This window comes from Tsuneonella sp. CC-YZS046, from assembly GCF_035581365.1.
Lineage (GTDB): Bacteria > Pseudomonadota > Alphaproteobacteria > Sphingomonadales > Sphingomonadaceae > JAWKXU01.
In genome coordinates this window covers 1,292,010-1,308,806 of sequence record NZ_CP141590.1, presented here as the reverse complement: position 1 = coordinate 1,308,806, position 16,797 = coordinate 1,292,010, and the positions used below count along the sequence as shown (strand labels likewise).

Here is a 16,797-nt window from a genome sequence, read left to right as displayed (position 1 = left end):
GCGACCCAGGCGTTCAGTCCAGGACGAGTCGGTGCCATTCGCGCCGAGGGGGCGGACCGGAAGGCCCGCCCCCGCAAGTTTTCATGAAAGCGTCAGTGGAAGGATTCAGGCGGCATCTGCCCGGGGCGCGTCGTTTTCCACGACATCCAGCGTCTTCTGCCCGAGCGAGATTTTCTTGGGCTTCATCGCTTCGGGGACTTCGCGCAGAAGATCGATCGTCAGCAGGCCGTCGGCAAGATCGGCCTTTTCCACCCGCACGAAATCGGCCAGCTCAAAGCGCCGTTCGAACCCGCGCGTGGCGATGCCCACATGAAGGAAATCGCCTTTCGCGGTTTCATCTTCCCTCTTGCGCCCCTGGATGACCAGAAGGTTCTGTTGCGCGGTGATGTCCAGTTCCTCGGGCTTGAACCCCGCCACGGCAAGCGTGATCCGGTAAGAGTCCGAACCTTTGCGCTCGATGTTGAAGGGCGGGTAATTGTCCCCGCTGTTCTGCCGCGCCTGGCTTTCCAGCAGGTCGAACAGTCGGTCGAAGCCGACCATGCTGCGGCGGTAAGGAGTAAAATCGAAACGGTTCATGGCACAAATCCTCTTCAGAGCAATTTGACATATGAGGCCCGGACACTCCGGCGCCCCGTTCACCGTGTCAGCCCGTCGGGCGCATGACACAGGCTGTTAGATATGGTAGCCGATCATGATTTCAAGGTTTCGTGAATTTACACAAGACATTGTCTGAAAAGGATATTTGATGGGATCGCCACATATCGAGATTTATACCAAGTTCGGCTGTGGTTATTGTACGCGCGCCAAGCGGTTGCTGGAATCGAAGGGCGTCTCCTACGAGGAATTCGACGTGACCTTCGGCGGCGACAGGCAGAAGGAAATGATGGAGCGGGTTCCGCAGGCCCGGACGGTGCCGCAGATCTTCATCGACAACATGCATGTCGGCGGGTGTGACGATTTGATGGATCTGGACCGGACCGGCAAGCTCGACATGCTGCTTGGCCGCTGATCCAATGACCCGGATTGCTGTTTTTCAGATGACCGCGGGCATCGACCCCGCGGCCAATGCGGCGATGCTGGAATATGCCATCGGCCAGGCGGTCGAGGGCGGGGCGGCCATGCTGTTCACGCCTGAAATGTCGGGCCTGCTGGACCGCAACCGGAAGCGGGCCGCCAGTCACATCGTGGCCGAAGCGGATAATCCGGTTCTGGCAAGAGCGCGCGCGGCGGCCGCTCGCCATGGCATCTGGGTCGCGCTGGGGTCCCTGGCGGTGGCGCGGGAGGATGGGGCCTGGGCCAATCGCTCCCTGTTGATCGGGCCTGATGGCTCCATCGCGGCGCGCTACGACAAGATCCATATGTTCGATGTCGAGCTGGCCAGCGGCGAAACCTGGAAGGAATCGAGTGCCTATTCGCCCGGCGAACAGGTGGTGAGCGCGGATACTCCGCTGGGAAAGCTGGGCCTCGCCATTTGCTACGACGTGCGCTTTCCCGCCTTGTTCGGGGCGCTGGGCGACAGGGCCTGCGATGCGATCGCGGTTCCCGCGGCCTTCACGGTGCCGACAGGAAAGGCGCATTGGCATCTCATGCTGAGGGCGAGGGCGGTGGAGGCGAGCGCCTATGTGATCGCCGCGGCTCAGGTAGGCAGCCACGAAGATGGCCGCCAGACTTTCGGGCATAGCCTGGTGGTCGATCCCTGGGGCGAAGTCGTGCTCGATATGGGCGGGGAGGAGGCCGGAGTGGCGTTCGCGGAGATCGATCCAGGCCGGATCGCGGAGGTGAGGGCGCAACTGCCAAGCCTTGCCAATCGCCGCGCAATCCCTAGATCGTCGATGACATGATAGTCTTCGATCTTTCCTGCAGCGGCGGCCATCGCTTTGAAGGCTGGTTTTCATCCTCGGAAGATTACACCGCGCAGCAGGAGCGCGGGCTGTTGGCCTGCCCCCATTGCGGATCGGCGGAGATCGACAAGGCGCCGATGGCGCCCGCGGTGCCCAGGAAGGGCAATCGGGCCAATCCCGCCGCCGTGACGGGCCCTCAGCAACACTCGATGGTGGGCGGTGCGCCTTCGCCTGAGGTGCTGGAGGCGATGACGAAGCTCGCAACGCTTCAGGCGGAAGCATTGAAGGGTTCCGAATGGGTCGGTGATCGCTTTGCCGAGGAATCCCGGGCAATGCATTATGGCGAAAGGGATGCGGCCGTTATCCATGGCCAGGCCACTCTGGCCGAGGCGAAGGAACTGCATGAGGAAGGCATTCCGGTGATGCCGCTGCCATTCCCTGTTTCCCCGCCGGACGACATCAACTGATTGCCCTGCCGCCCCAGTGCTTATAAAGCACTGCTCCGGCGCGCCCGTAGCTCAGCAGGATAGAGCACCAGATTCCTAATCTGGGGGCCACAGGTTCGAATCCTGTCGGGCGCACCATATTTTTCAAAGGGTTAGGTGGGATGGTGTCTGACCATATAGGGGGCAGGGACCCACGGGGGACCCACCGCCCCAAACAATTCCACCGACCTCATCACCCTCACCCAGCCCGGTGACCAACCGAACCGTGCGCCCGTCCGTGGCGGTGAAGTCACCGGGTTGCAGGATAACACCATTCACCGTGACGATAAGCGGGCCTGGCACATAGCCGCCCGGCACCTCGAATACCGTTTGGTCCATTTCGGATATAATCGGGTTAATCTGGCGCATCATGCGTTTGCGATCCTTGCGACGATAGCTTCGACGTCTGCCGTAGCCTTAAGCACGCTGGCGGGCGTAGGGTGCGCTATCCGCAAGGCCGTGGCCTCAATTTCAGCAGCCTCGGCGGCAGCCTTTCGGCGCGCGATCAGATTGTCAGTAAGATGCAGCGCAAAAGCATCAGGCGTTGTGCCTTTTGCGATGGCAGCGGCTAGAGTCGCCTCATCCCCGCCCATCGCCCGCGCCAACCGCCGTAGTCGCTGTTCAAGCGTGCCGGTTGGCTGGAGGGCGGCTGGGGCAGGCTTCGGCGCTGGTTGAGCGGCTGGGACCGCTGGCGGGGGCATTTCCGCCTGCAGGCGTGCGACGCGGCGACGGTGGATCGCCAAATTCTGTTCGGCATAAGGGTTGCTGCTGCCCTCAGCGACAGCGGCTTCGGCGTCAGCAAGATTTGCTTCGGCGCGTGCAAGTTCGCGGGTGCTGCTCACGCTGCATCCAGCCAGTATGGATGCCTGTATTCCAGCCGAGGTGCTGGCTTGCCGTTCTTTGCCCTTGCATCCGCTTTCGTGGTTGCCACCAGCACAGCGGCTGCGAGAGCCTCGTCGTCTGTCAGGAAATCCAACGAGATTTCCTCCAGTGCGGCCTGCGTTTCTGACGGCAGGCTGTCCAACGGCGGACAAGGAACAAGCCGCCAGCCGAATGAGCCCAGGGCGGCTTCGACGCTGGCGAGCGAGGGCACATTCGGCCGCAGCGCGCCGCCCCCGCGCCAAGCTTTGAAGGTGCTGCGCAGGACGCCTGCCTCGAACTCCAACTGGTCGTATGTTTTCCCATGCCGACGCATCAACTCGAAGACGAGCTTCGCAAGCGGATGCGCCTTCCGGGGAATGGTGACGCGGCTGGGGCGGACGTAGGGGGCTGAATTCGACATGCCCGCATGATGGCGCGAACGATGGCTGGTGACGGGATCGGTCGAATGTCCTTCCGAATCCGGACTTTACACGCCCGGTATCATGATACCGTCCAGAAGTGGCGGCGCTGCCTAATTTTTAGGCAGGATTACTGGCTTCTGTGTTAGTAACTAGTCACTTTTTGAAATTTTATCTAGGGATAGTCCGCCGTTCGCGCGTTACCCGAGGTGGGTGGGGGTGCTGGGAGGACCCGGGCCGTTCAGGTGGGTGGAATTGGGGAACCAGCCGAACCCCTGCCTGCAGATCAGCATTACAGTATACAGCCAAACCCACTTCCGCCAATGAACTAGCCGTCTAGGTTCCAAGCTCGATAGATGACTGCGATTGACACAGAACGGTGCGGGACGGCACACTGCCTTAATTGTGGAATTGCTTCATGCGGGAATTGATATGCTGGCTCTCTGGTTAGCAATGACTGCTGCGACCGCCCTTGACCGAGGCAAAGTATTGCACCCGCCTGAAGAAATGTATCCCAAAGAAGCTTTATCTTCCCGCTCGCAGGGCCCCGTTACAGTTCGCATTGTCCCCCGCGCTGACGGCACCCGCACCTGCGAAGTAGCGAAAAAGTCTAAATCTTCCGATCTGAACGCAGCTTCCTGTGAATCCTGCATGACACGCGCACACCGCTCGTTTCGTGGTTTTACGCCATGTATCTCTTCTGCACGACGCGCCACGGCGTGAGCGGCAAGGAACTGCAACGCCAGCTTGGCGTGACGTATAAGACCGCTTGGAGAATCGGCCAGAAAATCCGCGATCTTGCCACGAAGGCTCAAGGCTTCGATGCCCTGCTTTCCGGCCACATCGAACTGGACGAAGCCTATGTTGGAGGTCGCCGTTCGGGTGGTAAGCGCGGTCGCGGCGCGCCCGGCAAAACCATCGTCATGGGCCTTGCAGAGCGTAATGGCCGCATGAAGGCGGTTGTTATCCCCAACGTCAAAAGCGACACGCTGCGGGATGTTGTGCTTGAGAATGTTGAACCCGGCGCGTCCGTCTCGACGGACGAACTTTACAGCTATGGGTTACTGACTGGCGACGGCTTCAAGCATGGCCGCGTGAAGCACGGTGCGGAGGAATACGCCTACTACGATTACCGGGAAGGCGAGACGTTCCACGTCAACACCGTGGAAGGCTTCTGGAAGCTGTTCAAAGCGTCGGTGCGATCGACCCATGTGCAGATCAGCGCCAAACATATGCAGCGCTATCTGGACGAGTTCACTTTCCGCGCTTCGAACCGGGGCCGGGTGAACTGGATGTTCGACCTTCTGGTTGGGGCGCTGTGACATGCCCCACCATTGCATCGAATTGAGCGCGGTCGGCGGGGCCGATGCCTTCGGCCTCGGCTTGCGAAACAAACTCGTCCAAACGACCGCTCGCCAGAGCCTCCGAAAGGGTTAAGCGAGCGGTCGCGGTCATTACGCTGCGTCCTGCTGGTCGAAGCGCAGGCGGTTCGGCACAATCGCCAACAAGTCGTCCTGTTCTGAAATGCGAAGCATACGCATGTCGCGCACCACTTCCCAAAACCAGGCATACTTGTCGTGCAATTCCAGTACCGCACGAGCGCACGTCATGGCGGACGTGCTCTCGTCACCATAGAATACGCTGCCTTGTTGGCGGCGAAAGCCGTGGCTTTCGAAAACGCGGGCAATCTTGCCCCACGCACCATGCTTTTCAGCAGCGTCGGTATTCAGGTCGTAAGCGATTGCGTACACGCGACCTGTTCCTTTCAGAGGGCGATGCCCCATGCCTCTCCTCGGGGACATCATTTTTACAGACATAGATCATCCTCTCGAAAAACGTGGAAATGCACTTTCCGACTAGACGAATCCGGTGGATTTTGCTAGATGGAAAGCGCCGGGGCGAAACCCCGGCGCAGTCCGCTAAGTCAATCTAACAAGGCGGTTTGCCACATAGGGATTCTCTCTTTCTACCAGTCTGCGGTTTGATCAGAGGGTTGATTCCAAGGACGGGCAGGCGTTGCAGCGCCTCCCCATCCGGCGTCTGAGCCACCAGCATTCTCGCTGTGTGGCTCATTCTCTTTGGAGGCACGAGCCTCGATCTTGAAATATGGGATGCCCTTGGGGGTGATAGCAAATCGCCCTGCGTCTTTGCGTTCGACGTAGCCCCCATCGGCGTAATTCATCATTTTTGTGCGGAGGCTTGCTCGCTTCACGTCCATGCCGTGTTGCACAGCGGTATCCACGATGTCGTCATAGCCGAACTCGTTATCTAGGGCTTCGTATATTTCACGGAATACACCTTGCCATTGCTCGTTTGGCAAACGGTTCCGCTTCCGCTTCGCGCTGGATGGTTTCGATTTAGGGGCCGCATTTTCAAAGGCCGCATAAGCGATCTCAAAGGCATCGAGGCGCGCCTCGGCCACACTAAGAGCCTTGGCCACACGCTCCATTTCAGCGCGCAGATTAGCGACCTCTGCGCGCGATGCCGCAAGTTCGGCGCTGATGGGATTCGCTGTCATCACTACCGTATAGCAGCGCGGTGCCGCAGACGCAACGTTATCTATAACGCTTATCCCCAGCGCTCATGCCAGAGCGCCTTTTGCGTTGGCCGTAATCCAATTGCGGCGGTTTCATATGCCTACGCCCAAGCGTGGTTCAAGGGGATAAACGGGACCCGATTTGTGCTGCTGTCTACGTCCGCTGCATTTGCCTTGCAGTCATCTCCGGCGCTGGCGGATGTCGAGGCGGATTCCGAGCTGGCTGCCGATGCGGCGGCTGACGCTGCCGACACGACCATCGTCGTTACCGGCAATCGCGCCGGCTCCGCCCGCACCGTCGCCACCAGCCCCGTGCCCATCGACGTCATCAGCGGCCAGCAGGTGCGCGACGGCGGTAAGCCTGCGCTGCTGGACGCGCTCGCGCAGACCTTGCCCTCGTTCAACGCGCCCGCCGTTCAGGCGACTGGCCGCGCGGTTGCGCTCATGCGCAGCGGCAGCCTTCGCGGCCTGGGGCCGGACCGCACATTGTTTCTGGTGAATGGCCGGCGGCGCCATGCGTCTTCCTCGTTCAATCCCGACGGCTACAGCATCGGCTCGCCCGTGGACCTCGACTTCATTCCGACGAGCGCGATCGAACGCGTTGAGGTGTTGCGGTCGGCTGCGTCGGCGCAATATGGGTCGGACGCCATCGGCGGCGTCATCAACATCATTCTGCGCAGTGAGTCGGAAGGGTTCCGCGCCACCACCCAGCTCGGCCAGAATTACGAGGGCGATGGCGAGCTGTATCAGCAGGAGTTGAACTACGGCAGCAGCCTCGGCGGCTCCGATGGCTTCATCAACCTGGCGTTCGTCGCAAAATATCGCGGCGTTGCGGATCGCTCCGACGATGTCGTGGGCACCATATATAATCCGCTTCCGGACGGCTCGCCCGATCCGCGGGAGGCCACGGCCGAACGCCACCGCTACCGGCATAACGGCGCGGTTCCGGCGGCTATCTATGTCGGTTCCTTCAATGCGGAAGTGCCGCTCGGCGACAATGTCGACCTCTATTCCTTCGCCACTGTCGGCTATCGCGATGGCTGGTCCAAATATATACCGCGCTTGCCCAAGGACATCGTCAGCCTGCCCGAAATCTATCCCGAGGGCTTCTATCCGAGGGTCGACGTGAAGGAATGGGATATAGAAGCGGTTACGGGCCTGAAGGGCGTGCTGAGCGGCTGGAACTGGGATGCGAGCCTCAGCTATGCCCGCAATTCCGCCACCTATGTCGCTCGGGAGACGCTCAATCCGTCGCTCGGCCCGGCCTCGCCCACCAGCTTCCTGGCGCAGAAGAGCCGCTATACGCAGTTCATCGGCACGCTCGACGTCAGCCGGTCGTTCGACATCGGCCTTGGCGGGCCGCTCGAAGTCGCTTTCGGCGGTGACGTCAGGCACGAAACCTATACGTTGATTGCCGGCGATCCGCTGAACGAAGTGGATGGCGGCTACGTCATTCCCAGCGGCTTCTATGCGGGGCGCCAGCCCCCTGCCTTCGTTCAGGGCGTGCAATTCGCCTCTGCGGCGGATGCGGGCAGCAAATCGCGTAACGTCTATTCGGTTTATGTCGACCTGGGGCTCAACCCGACCGACAAATTCTATCTGGGTTTTGCCGGGCGGTTCCAGCACTATGACGACTTTTCCGGGTCCACCGCAAACGCCAAGGTCTCGACGCGTTATGAGATATTGCCCGGCTTCGCGGTGCGCGCATCGGCGGGCACGGGTTTCCGCGCGCCTTCGCTGCAGAAGCTGACCTTCCAGCAGACCAATGCGGCTATCCAGGTGCTGCTGGGTGTCGAGCGGCCGGTGCTCGCCCGCTACGTAACGCCGGACAACCCCATCGCCATCGCGCTGGGCGCGGTTCCGCTGAAACCTGAAAAGTCGAAGGATTTCAGCGTCGGCGCCACATTGGAGCCGGTCCGGGGCCTGACCGTAACGGGTGATTACTACCAGATATGGCTCGACGACCGCATCACCACCGTCAGCCCGCTGACCGGCACGGCGGTCAACAATATCCTGGGTCTTCCCGCCGACTATAGTGGGCCGGCGAACCGCATCCAGTATTTCGCCAACGCCATGGACACCAAGACCAAAGGCTTCGACATCGTTGGCACCTATGCGCTCGACCTGGCGAGCGCGGGATCGTTGCGGCTGACCGCTGCCTACAACTACAACAAGGCCCGTATCCTGGATATTCGCGAGACGCCCCCCGCGCTGGCCGCGCTGGGCAGCAGCTACATCTATTTCAACAGGCAGAGCCAGGGCTTTGTCATCAACACGCCGCGCGACAAGGTTGTATTCGGCGCGGACTGGACATGGGGCGGCCTCAACGTGAATACGCGCGTCAGCCGCTACGGCCGCTATGTGGAATATGGCTCGGCGCTCAACGGGTCGCAGGATTTCTCCTATCCGGCGCGCTGGATCACCGACCTGTCGGTCAGCTATCATGTGTCGGAAAGGGTGCGCCTGTCGGTCGGGGCGAACAATCTGTTCGACGTTTATCCGCGCAAGAAACCGCGCGCCCAAAACCCGAACAGCACCGGATTCGGAGCCTATGGCGCGGCTTCGCCCTTCGGAATGACCGGCGGTTTCTATTACACCCGTCTGGACCTGAACTTCTAGGATAGAGCAATGACCAACCCCCGTCAGATCCATCTCGCCACATTCATTTATCCCTTCGCCCAGAGGTCGTCCTGGCGCCATCCCGACGTGCAGGCCGACATGGCGCTGGACATCGACTATTACCGGGCTGTCACCAAGGTTTCGGAGGATGCGAAGTTCGACGCCGTGTTTCTGGCGGATTCCTACAGCGGCGACTATCCTATCGCGCATCCGGAGGCGCGCGCCAGATTGCCTGGCGTCAGCGTGTTCGAGCCGCTCTCGCTGATGTCGGTGCTGTCGGCCCATTCGGAGAAGATCGGCCTGATCTACACCGCTGGCACCACTTATGAGGAGCCATACATGGTGGCTCGCGCCCTGGCCTCGCTCGACCATCTGAGCAAGGGGCGCGCGGGCTGGAACCTTGTCACCACCAAGAATCCCAAGACCAGCGCGAATTTCGGCAAGGACGAGCATATGCTCCACGGCGAGCGCTATCGCCGCGCGGCCGAGTTCCTGGACGTGGTCAAGGGCCTGTGGGACAGTTTCGAGGACGACGCCTTCGTCCTGGACAAGGAGGCGGGCATCTATTTCGATATAGAGAAGTCCCACACGCTCGACCATCAGGGCGAGTTCTTCTCGGTTGCCGGTCCGCTGCGCATCGCCCGGCCGCCCCAAGGGCATCCGGTGGTGTCGCAGGCCGGCTCGTCCGAGTCCGGCAGGGATTTGGGCGCCCGCACGGCCGACATCATCTTCACGGCGCACCAGACGCTGGAGGACGGGCAGGACTTCTATCGCGACGTGAAGCAGCGCGCCGCCGCCGCCGGACGCGATCCGTCGGAGGTGCTCATCCTGCCTGGCGCCTCGGTGATATGGGGCGAAACCGACGAGATTGCCTGGCAGCGGCATGAAGAGATGCAGGCGCTGATCCATCCTGACGTAGGCTTGCGCACGCTCGAATCCATCTGTGGGGTCGATCTGTCCGGCTATCCCCTCGACGGCCCGTTGCCCGACCTGCCGGAAACCAACGAGTCCAAGAGCCAGCAGCAGGTGGCGGTCAATTTGGCGCGGCGGGAGGGGCTGACGATACGGCAGCTCTATCTGCGCGTCGCCAATTCCTATCGTCATCATGTGATCGTTGGCAGTACCAGGACGATCGCCGACGATCTGGAGCAATGGTTTACCGAAGGCGCCGCCGACGGCTTCGTCCTGTTCGCGCCCTATATGCTCAAGGGGTTCACCGAGTTTGCGACCCATGTGGTGCCCGAGCTTCAGCGGCGCGGTCTGTTCCGCAAGGAATATGAGGGCAGCACTCTGCGAGAGCATCTGGGGCTTGCACGCCCGGCCAACCGCTACGCCACGCAAGCGGCCAGCACGGCAAGATTGGCCCGCGCGGGTTGAGCATGGCTGGCGGTATCGCGGCGGGCGGCATCGTGCCGCTCTTGGGGCGCTGGCTTGTGTTGCTGCTGGCGGCCCTGGGGGCGCTGGCGCTGACCGGCTGCGGCGAAGGGGACGGCGATCTGCCGGTGCTTCGCGTGGGATTGCCCAACAAGGCCGGCAACCGCGCGCTGCTCGAGGCCGCGAACGAACTCAAGGATCTGCCCTATCGTATCGAATGGTCGGAGTTCAACGCCACGCCCGCGCTGCTGGAGGCGATGCGCAGCGGCGCCGTCGATCTGGGGCAGGGCGGATCGACCGCGCTTATCCTGGAAAGTGGCAACGCCGCATCGGGCAAGCTGCGGGTCATCGCGGCCTCCAACAAGATCAAGATCGAAAAGGGCAAGACCAAGATATTGCTGCTCCGCACTGGCCAGGCCAAGCAGGGCGTGATCGGCCTTTATCAGCCCAATCTTCAGGGCGAGCAGGGGAAGGGCGGATTGGAGCGACGCCAGCACGAAGCTCTCTTCGCTTGCGGGCGTCAGTTCCGGCGGACCCAGGCGGATCGGAAAGAGCGAGGCGCTCAGGACATCGATGATCCTTCCGATTGCGTGGCGCGAGGGGAAGCCGTGATCGCCATATTCGGCATGGCGAGCTTGCGAGTGGCGCCATTCCTCGCGAGCGATGCGCAAATGATTGCTTACCTCTGCAAGGTTATACTCCGCAGAGGCATTGGGGCCTTCAGATATATTCGCCGACGCTTGTTGCATGATCGCTGATCTTCAAATGCTGGAACACCGCGTGCCCATTCTTGCTAGCTATCGCGAAAAAGCAGAAGCCAAGTTCCGGATACGAGATTGCTGCTGAAGGATTAGGCAAGCATTTCCGTCACTTCCCGCGTGACGGAGCGCCTAGCGTGGACGCCTTGGCAAGATGTCGTTTAGCAGTTTGAAACACGCGGTAAACCGCATTTTTTGTTGGCCCATCTCAAGGCGTTCTTCCGGCCTCGCCCGGCAGGGAAACGGGGCCGCAGTAATCGAATCTGTCCGGTGCGTGGCAACCCCAAATTGCGTCGTTTGGCGCCGATGGCTCAGATCGTGAATTCAACGGCGAGGCCGGGGTTCAGCGCGACAAGCCGCAGGTCGGCCGCATGGAACTTGGCAATGGCTGCGACAACGCTGAGGCCGAGCCCTTCGCCGGGCGATGCCTTGGCGTTTGCGCCACGGTAGAACCGCTCCGTCACTCTATCTATCTCATCGGCCTCCAGGCCGGGGCCATTGTCGCTGATCCGGATTTGAATCCGGCTGTCGGTTTTTCGCGCCTGCAGGCAGACTTTCCCGCCTTCCGGCACATATTTCAGCGCATTGTCGAGCAGGTTGGAAACTGCCTGGAACAGCAGGTCCGGGTCCGCCTCGGCAGTCAATCCCGGTTCGATGGCGCTAATCAGCTGAACCGTGCGCCTGGCCGCTTCGGGCGCATGATATTCGGCGACGTCGGTCAGAAGCAGCGACACGTCGGTGAACCGCAAGTCCTTCTCCCGGCCGCCGCTTTCGATCCGGGCGATCCGCAACAGGGCGTCGAAAATACGTTGCAGCCTTCGCGCCTCGTCGATTGCGAGATCCTGCAGCACGAGGCGCTGAGAAGGATCGCCGTTTTCCGGCTCGAGGCGTTCCAGCCTTGCCACCAGGCGCGCAAGCGGCGTTCGGAGTTCGTGCGAGACGTTGTCGGATACCCGGCGCACCGCCTCGAACGATTCCTGGATGCGCTCGAGCATGAGGTTGAGCGTCTCTCCCAGTCGGTCGAAGTCATCGTTGCTGCCGCGGACCGGGACCCGGCCGCTGAACTCTCCATCCATGATGCGGCGAGCCGCGAGGTTGATCGTATCGATGCGATGCCCGATCGCCCGGCTCATCAGCAGCCCCACGGCAACGCCGAGGACAAGGGTTGCGGACAGGACCCACAACGCCCCCGTCCGGATGATTTCGTCGCGCGCCGTGATGTCTTCCGCGTCGCGGCCGATCAGCAGTCTCGCGCCATCGGGAAATCGGTGATCCTGGACGAGCGAATTATGGTCGATCTCATCGCCTTCGAGATAGGTGTCGGCCTCGATCTCGATCCAGCGCGAGGAACTTTCGCGCGGCCAGCTCGGCAGATTGGCTGTCACCGGCATACCCTGCGGATCGAGGAAGGCGTGGAATGCCTTGCGCTCGTTGGGTTCTGCGGTCCGCCGCTCCAGGGCCTGTTTCAATGCCTCCCGGCCACCGTCGAGATAAAGCCGCGACAGAACCCGTCCTTCGCGCTCCACCTGCGCCTTCAATGCATCGGTCGGGCGGATGACGGTCGTCCAGTAGAATAGGCCGGCGATGAGGGCGACGGACAGGCAGAACAGGAAGACATAGGTCAGGGCGAGGCGGAACGAGAGGCTCTGGAGCAGTTTCCTCATCCCGCGCGCATCACATAGCCGGCGCCGCGCACGGTGTGGATCAGTGGGCTGTCGTGGTCCCGGTCGATTTTCTGCCGCAGATTGCTGATATGCTGGTCGATGATGTTGGTCTGCGGGTCGAAGTTATAGTCCCAGACATTCTCCAGCAGCATGGAGCGGGTGACGACGCGGCCCTCGTTGCGGGCGAGATAGGCCAGGATACGGAACTCCCGGGTGGTGACCTCGATCTTCTGGCCGCCACGGCGAACGGCCTGGCCAAGCAGGTCGATCTCGAGATCGCCGACCTGCAGGCTGCGCGGCGGCTCCGCCGTGAGCGGCCCGCGCCGCCCCAGCGCTTCCACCCTGGCAATAAGCTCCGACAGCACGAAGGGCTTGGGCAGATAGTCGTCACCGCCCGCGCGGAGCCCTTTGACTCGTTCGTCGACATCATCCAGCGCGCTGAGAATCAGGACCGGCGTCGCATCATCGGTTGCGCGCAGGGCGGTAAGGATCTTGAGGCCGTCCACCGAAGGCAGCATGCGGTCGAGGATGAGCACGTCGTAGGTTTCGCATGTCGCCTGGACCAAGCCGTCGCGGCCGTCCGCCCGGTGATCGATGACATGGCCCGCTTCTCGCAGCGCGCGGGCGACATGCCCTGCCAGGCTCTCATCGTCCTCGATCAGCAATATCTGCATTGGGTGCATCTACCTTGGCTACCCGAAAACCATGCGACAAGCCGGGCCGAGAGACAACGGTTTAGGCGGCAACCGCGGTCTTTGCCGGGGCGGGCATGTTCTGCGTCCACCAGCAGCCGAACATCGCCAGAGCATAGAGCATCCGGCCATGGTTCGCGATGCCGGTGCGATGTTCGGCGAACAGTTCTTCGACAGCGCGTTCGTTCAGATATCCCGCCTTCGAAGCGCCGCTGTCATTCCACGCTTCCCGTGCGAATTCACTGAAGTCGCTGCGGAACCATTCGGCGAAGGGCAACTGAAAGCCCAGCTTGCGCATATCCAGCGCGGCCTTGGGCAGCCAGGGCTCGGCGGCCTTGCGCAGCACATATTTACCAGTCTTGCCCCGCAGCTTCATCGAAATCGGCATGGACAGCGTCCAGTCGACGAACTTGTGCGACAGGAACGGTACGCGCGCTTCCAGCGAATGGGCCATGCTCGGCCGATCGAGCCGTGTGAGCAGCGATCCCGGCATATGCACCGTGAGGTCGGCGAGCTGGAATTGCTGCAGAGGCTCGAGCTTGCGCAGTTCGGGCGAGGGGAAATATTCCTCTTCCAACCGGGCGAACGGGCGGGAGGAATCATGGCGGGCGAGGAAACCGGGATCGTAGAGGCGTTGGCGGGTTCCTGGCGATGACATCTGCGTGCCCGCGAAGAAGCGCTGGAAACTGTTGTCCAGTCGCGCGGAGTCGACGAAGCGGGAGGCGTTCTGCTTGAGATAGTTCAGCTTCGTCGACGAGGTCGTGGGGATCGACTGGAGCATGTTCGCCAGCGGTCCCAGCCCCCGGATGAGCGGGCTCCAGCGCGCCGCATTGAGCGCCGTCCGCTGCCGCTTGTAGCCGGCGAAGATCTCGTCCGAACCCTCTCCGCAGAGCACCACCTTGACATGCTCGGCGGCAAGCCTGGAAAGGTGCCAGTGCGGCACGGCGGAGGTCGCCGCGCAGGGCTCGTCAAAGGCCGATTGCACCGCGGGCAGCAATTCGGCAGTCTTGGCAGGCTCCAGCGGCAGCACGATATGCTCGATGCCCAGATGCCTGGCGATCCGCGACGCGGCTTCCGTTTCGTCGATTTGCGAGTTGGGAAAGCCGATGGTGAAAGCTTTGAACGGCGCGGCATCGAGCTGGGTCATGGCGGCCGCCATGGCACTGGAATCGACGCCGCCCGAAAGGAAAACGCCCAGCGGCACGTCGGACAGCATGTGCCGCTTCACCGTATCGAGCAGGCGCGACCGAGTTTCCTCGATCCACTCGTCCTCCGACAGGCCGGGGTCGAGCTGGAAGCTGGGGGTCCAGAACGCCTTGACCGATGCGCCGCCGTCAGGGCCGATGCGAAGCACGTGGCCCGGGTCCAGGCTGCGCACTTCGCTGAAGATCGACCGCGGGCGCTGGACATGGCCGAACTTGAAGAAGTCGTGGACTGCCCGTTCGTTGACGCCGAACTCGTGGTGCGGGAGCACGCGAAGCGAGCGGATTTCGGAAGCGAAGGCGATGCCGCCGTTCTGCTGGGTGATATAGAGCGGCTTGATCCCTAGCGGGTCGCGCGCCAGCGTCAGGACGCGGTCGCGCCGGTCCCAGATCGCGGTCGCATACATGCCCTCGAGCCGGGGCCAGGCATCGTCGCCCCAGTGCAGATAGCTGGCGAGCAGCGTCTCGGTATCGCTCCGCGTGCTGAAGCTCCGCCCCGCTGCTTCAAGGTCGCGCCGCAGCTCCATATGGTTGTAGATCTCGCCGTTGGAGACGATGACGTAGCGGCCATCTGCGCTCGTCATCGGCTGGGCGCCGCCGGCAATGTCGATGATGCTGAGGCGCCGCATCCCGAAGCCGAAATCGCCGTCGAGGAAATAGCCGTCGTCGTCCGGGCCGCGATGGACGATGGCGTCGCATTGCCTGCGGATATGTTCAGGCGCGACCGCTTGCGATGATCGACGATACCAGCCAGCGAATCCGCACATGGGAATGCCCCGCAGTAATGCGGAACGTGTTCGGACCCGGTGAGTTCGATCGACGCCGCGTGTGTTGAAAGATTTGCGGGGAGGTCGATAGGATGCGCGGATGGGCCATGGATTGGCGCAAGATTTGATTTCGCCCATGTTCGGGCAATCGGGGGCAATCCTCAGGTCAGGATTTGGTCTGCCGCTGCTGCGGCTGGCCCGGGCGAATGCAGCGCGCGATAGGTGAGAGCGGCCGTCGCCAGATATCCGACGCCCGACGCGAAGGCGACCGCCCAGGCGATCCCGACACTGCCGTGATCCTTCACCGTCAGGATCGCGGTCACCAGGATGCTCAGCGTGATTCCGCGCGCAATCAGGGCCTGGCCGGCGCGGCTGCTGGCGTGCAGGACGGGTTCGAAGGCGACGCTGGCGAGTTCCAGGCTGGCCGCCACCGCCAGCGGCACGAGGATGACCGCGCCGCCGCGAAATTCCTCGCCGCCTAGCCATACGAGAAGAGTTTCACCGGCGGTAAGCGCGATGAAGATGACGATGGCCCCGGCGACGGCAGCGGCAAGGCTGGTGCGAAGCGCGAGCTTGCGGAACTCGGCGGCATCGATGGCGACTTTCGCGCGCGCGACCTCGGCATAGACGACCCTGGTGAGCAGCATGGACAGCTTGCCCAGCGCCTGGGTGATCTGGCTGGCCAATCGGTACAGGCCCGCCGCCCTGGTGCCGACCAGTCCGCCGACCGCCAGCAAGGGGCCGAAACGGACGGCCGCGTCGAGCGTCACGGTGACATGGCTGAAGAGGAAAAAGCGGATCAGCCCGGGATTTTCCGCCAGGGCCTGGCGCCACTCGCCGAGGTGTCGGAGCTTGATCGACTGAGGGCACAGCTTGCGGGCCATTACCCAGTAGCAGATCGCCTCGAGCATATCGATCAGGACCCAGGCCAACAGGAAATCCCCCACGGTCGCGCCGAAATGCCAGATGAGCAGAGCCGCGATCACCCGGCCGATGGGGACGGTTGCCTCGACATAGACCGCGGAATCGAACCGATGAAGCGCTCTCACGACGCCGGTGGGCGCCGACACCAGGGCCCAGACCATGCCGCAGCAGAACCAGAATGCCTCATTGACATAAGCGGCATTGAGATCGAGCGCTTCGCCGAAGCCATAGATCGCGACGAAGGCGATCAGGCAGCCGGCGACGGCCCCGAGCATGTCCAGCAATCCGCAGAACATGGAGAGCCTGCCGAACCTGTCCCAGGCCTCCTCGTGGATATGCGAGGTTCCATAGCGGACCACCGTGCGCCAGCTCTGCACGCCGGTGATCCCCTGCAGCGCGAGCGCAGTGCCGAAGATCAGCGAGAAGTGACCGAAGTCCTTGAGGCCGAGCGACCGGGTCAGGATCGCCAGATAGGCGATGCCGCAGACGGCTCCGAAACCCTTCCCACCCAGCAGCCAAGCCGTATTCAGGAGAATGCGCTTGAAGGAAGACTGTTGTGTCTGGAGCGATTGCAACTGCATGGCGCTATTAGGCGTTTCGTTTTAGTTCTGGCAACCGCGGGTGGCCAGATACGAAATGCCTGGCCTTTGCCAGC

At 62.2% G+C, this 16,797-nt stretch carries 15 protein-coding genes, 1 tRNA gene and 1 pseudogene; 8 read left to right on the top strand and 9 right to left on the bottom strand.

Features of this window, described 5'->3' with window-relative positions; translation table 11 throughout:
- Positions 1-105: 105 nt before the first annotated feature.
- Positions 106-576 (bottom strand): Hsp20 family protein, encoded by a 471-nt coding sequence (locus U8326_RS06495; protein ID WP_324743082.1) that lies wholly within the window; start codon positions 574-576, stop codon positions 106-108.
- A 169-nt stretch (positions 577-745) separates the two neighbouring features.
- Between U8326_RS06495 and grxC the strand changes: the two genes are divergently transcribed.
- The 4 genes from grxC to U8326_RS06475 all read left to right on the top strand — a co-directional run bounded on the left by grxC (position 746) and on the right by U8326_RS06475 (position 2,425).
- The gene (grxC, locus tag U8326_RS06490) at positions 746-1,009 is read left to right on the top strand and encodes a glutaredoxin 3 (RefSeq protein WP_324743081.1); all 264 of its coding nucleotides are present in this window, start codon (positions 746-748) and stop codon (positions 1,007-1,009) included.
- A gap of 4 nt (positions 1,010-1,013) precedes the next feature.
- On the top strand, positions 1,014-1,841 hold the full coding sequence (locus U8326_RS06485; RefSeq protein ID WP_324743080.1) for a carbon-nitrogen hydrolase family protein: 828 nt from the start codon (positions 1,014-1,016) through the stop codon (positions 1,839-1,841).
- A complete protein-coding gene (locus tag U8326_RS06480) occupies positions 1,838-2,308 on the top strand; it encodes a DUF1178 family protein (protein ID WP_324743079.1) in 471 nt (156 codons plus the stop codon). The genes U8326_RS06485 and U8326_RS06480 overlap by 4 nt, the downstream gene beginning before the upstream one ends.
- A gap of 40 nt (positions 2,309-2,348) precedes the next feature.
- Positions 2,349-2,425: transfer RNA gene (locus tag U8326_RS06475), tRNA-Arg, on the top strand.
- A 269-nt stretch (positions 2,426-2,694) separates the two neighbouring features.
- Here the strand turns inward: U8326_RS06475 and U8326_RS06470 are convergent.
- Both U8326_RS06470 and U8326_RS06465 read right to left on the bottom strand, forming a co-directional pair.
- Positions 2,695-3,168, bottom strand: coding sequence for a hypothetical protein (locus U8326_RS06470; RefSeq protein WP_324743077.1), 474 nt, complete (start codon positions 3,166-3,168; stop codon positions 2,695-2,697).
- The gene (locus tag U8326_RS06465) at positions 3,165-3,608 is read right to left on the bottom strand and encodes a hypothetical protein (RefSeq protein WP_324743076.1); all 444 of its coding nucleotides are present in this window, start codon (positions 3,606-3,608) and stop codon (positions 3,165-3,167) included. The genes U8326_RS06470 and U8326_RS06465 overlap by 4 nt, the downstream gene beginning before the upstream one ends.
- Before the next feature lie 642 nt (positions 3,609-4,250).
- Between U8326_RS06465 and U8326_RS06460 the strand changes: the two are divergent.
- Positions 4,251-4,928, top strand: a pseudogene (locus U8326_RS06460) (IS1595 family transposase); the annotation flags it as partial.
- Between the two features lie 132 nt (positions 4,929-5,060).
- Here U8326_RS06460 and U8326_RS06455 read toward each other — a convergent pair.
- Both U8326_RS06455 and U8326_RS06450 read right to left on the bottom strand, forming a co-directional pair.
- Positions 5,061-5,357: a hypothetical protein gene (locus U8326_RS06455; protein WP_324743074.1), complete on the bottom strand. Its 297-nt coding sequence runs from the start codon at positions 5,355-5,357 to the stop codon at positions 5,061-5,063.
- Between the two features lie 215 nt (positions 5,358-5,572).
- Complete coding sequence (locus U8326_RS06450) at positions 5,573-6,124, bottom strand: hypothetical protein (RefSeq protein ID WP_324743073.1); 552 nt, start codon at positions 6,122-6,124, stop codon at positions 5,573-5,575.
- Between the two features lie 162 nt (positions 6,125-6,286).
- Between U8326_RS06450 and U8326_RS06445 the strand changes: the two genes are divergently transcribed.
- Genes U8326_RS06445 through U8326_RS06435 form a run of 3 tightly spaced genes read left to right on the top strand, consistent with a single transcriptional unit; the run spans position 6,287 to position 10,893 of the window.
- Positions 6,287-8,761 (top strand): TonB-dependent receptor, encoded by a 2,475-nt coding sequence (locus U8326_RS06445; protein WP_324743072.1) that lies wholly within the window; start codon positions 6,287-6,289, stop codon positions 8,759-8,761.
- Between the two features lie 9 nt (positions 8,762-8,770).
- The gene (locus U8326_RS06440; protein ID WP_324743070.1) at positions 8,771-10,138 is read left to right on the top strand and encodes an LLM class flavin-dependent oxidoreductase; all 1,368 of its coding nucleotides are present in this window, start codon (positions 8,771-8,773) and stop codon (positions 10,136-10,138) included.
- A gap of 2 nt (positions 10,139-10,140) precedes the next feature.
- Positions 10,141-10,893: a hypothetical protein gene (locus U8326_RS06435; protein ID WP_324743069.1), complete on the top strand. Its 753-nt coding sequence runs from the start codon at positions 10,141-10,143 to the stop codon at positions 10,891-10,893.
- Between the two features lie 311 nt (positions 10,894-11,204).
- Here the strand turns inward: U8326_RS06435 and U8326_RS06430 are convergent, their stop codons facing one another.
- The 4 genes from U8326_RS06430 to U8326_RS06415 form a co-directional block, all read right to left on the bottom strand.
- Positions 11,205-12,557 (bottom strand): HAMP domain-containing sensor histidine kinase, encoded by a 1,353-nt coding sequence (locus U8326_RS06430; RefSeq protein ID WP_324743068.1) that lies wholly within the window; start codon positions 12,555-12,557, stop codon positions 11,205-11,207.
- Entirely contained in the window at positions 12,554-13,231 is a 678-nt protein-coding gene (locus U8326_RS06425; RefSeq protein WP_324743067.1) for a response regulator transcription factor, read from the bottom strand. The genes U8326_RS06430 and U8326_RS06425 overlap by 4 nt, the downstream gene beginning before the upstream one ends.
- A 61-nt stretch (positions 13,232-13,292) precedes the next feature.
- On the bottom strand, positions 13,293-15,218 hold the full coding sequence (gene asnB, locus U8326_RS06420; RefSeq protein WP_324743065.1) for an asparagine synthase (glutamine-hydrolyzing): 1,926 nt from the start codon (positions 15,216-15,218) through the stop codon (positions 13,293-13,295).
- Between the two features lie 161 nt (positions 15,219-15,379).
- Positions 15,380-16,723, bottom strand: coding sequence for a lipopolysaccharide biosynthesis protein (locus tag U8326_RS06415; RefSeq protein ID WP_324743064.1), 1,344 nt, complete (start codon positions 16,721-16,723; stop codon positions 15,380-15,382).
- Between the last annotated feature and the right edge of the window lie 74 nt (positions 16,724-16,797).

Bases quoted from the DNA above. Each gene is read 5' to 3' on its own strand.
- U8326_RS06495 (WP_324743082.1), bottom strand. From the start codon at position 576: ATGAACCGTTTCGATTTTACTCCTTACCGCCGCAGCATGGTCGGCTTC.
- grxC (WP_324743081.1), top strand. From the start codon at position 746: ATGGGATCGCCACATATCGAGATTTATACCAAGTTCGGCTGTGGTTAT.
- U8326_RS06485 (WP_324743080.1), top strand. From the start codon at position 1,014: ATGACCCGGATTGCTGTTTTTCAGATGACCGCGGGCATCGACCCCGCG.
- U8326_RS06480 (WP_324743079.1), top strand. From the start codon at position 1,838: ATGATAGTCTTCGATCTTTCCTGCAGCGGCGGCCATCGCTTTGAAGGC.
- U8326_RS06465 (WP_324743076.1), bottom strand. From the start codon at position 3,608: ATGTCGAATTCAGCCCCCTACGTCCGCCCCAGCCGCGTCACCATTCCC.
- U8326_RS06450 (WP_324743073.1), bottom strand. From the start codon at position 6,124: ATGACAGCGAATCCCATCAGCGCCGAACTTGCGGCATCGCGCGCAGAG.
- U8326_RS06440 (WP_324743070.1), top strand. From the start codon at position 8,771: ATGACCAACCCCCGTCAGATCCATCTCGCCACATTCATTTATCCCTTC.
- U8326_RS06435 (WP_324743069.1), top strand. From the start codon at position 10,141: ATGGCTGGCGGTATCGCGGCGGGCGGCATCGTGCCGCTCTTGGGGCGC.
- U8326_RS06430 (WP_324743068.1), bottom strand. From the start codon at position 12,557: ATGAGGAAACTGCTCCAGAGCCTCTCGTTCCGCCTCGCCCTGACCTAT.
- U8326_RS06425 (WP_324743067.1), bottom strand. From the start codon at position 13,231: ATGCAGATATTGCTGATCGAGGACGATGAGAGCCTGGCAGGGCATGTC.
- asnB (WP_324743065.1), bottom strand. From the start codon at position 15,218: ATGTGCGGATTCGCTGGCTGGTATCGTCGATCATCGCAAGCGGTCGCG.
- U8326_RS06415 (WP_324743064.1), bottom strand. From the start codon at position 16,723: ATGCAGTTGCAATCGCTCCAGACACAACAGTCTTCCTTCAAGCGCATT.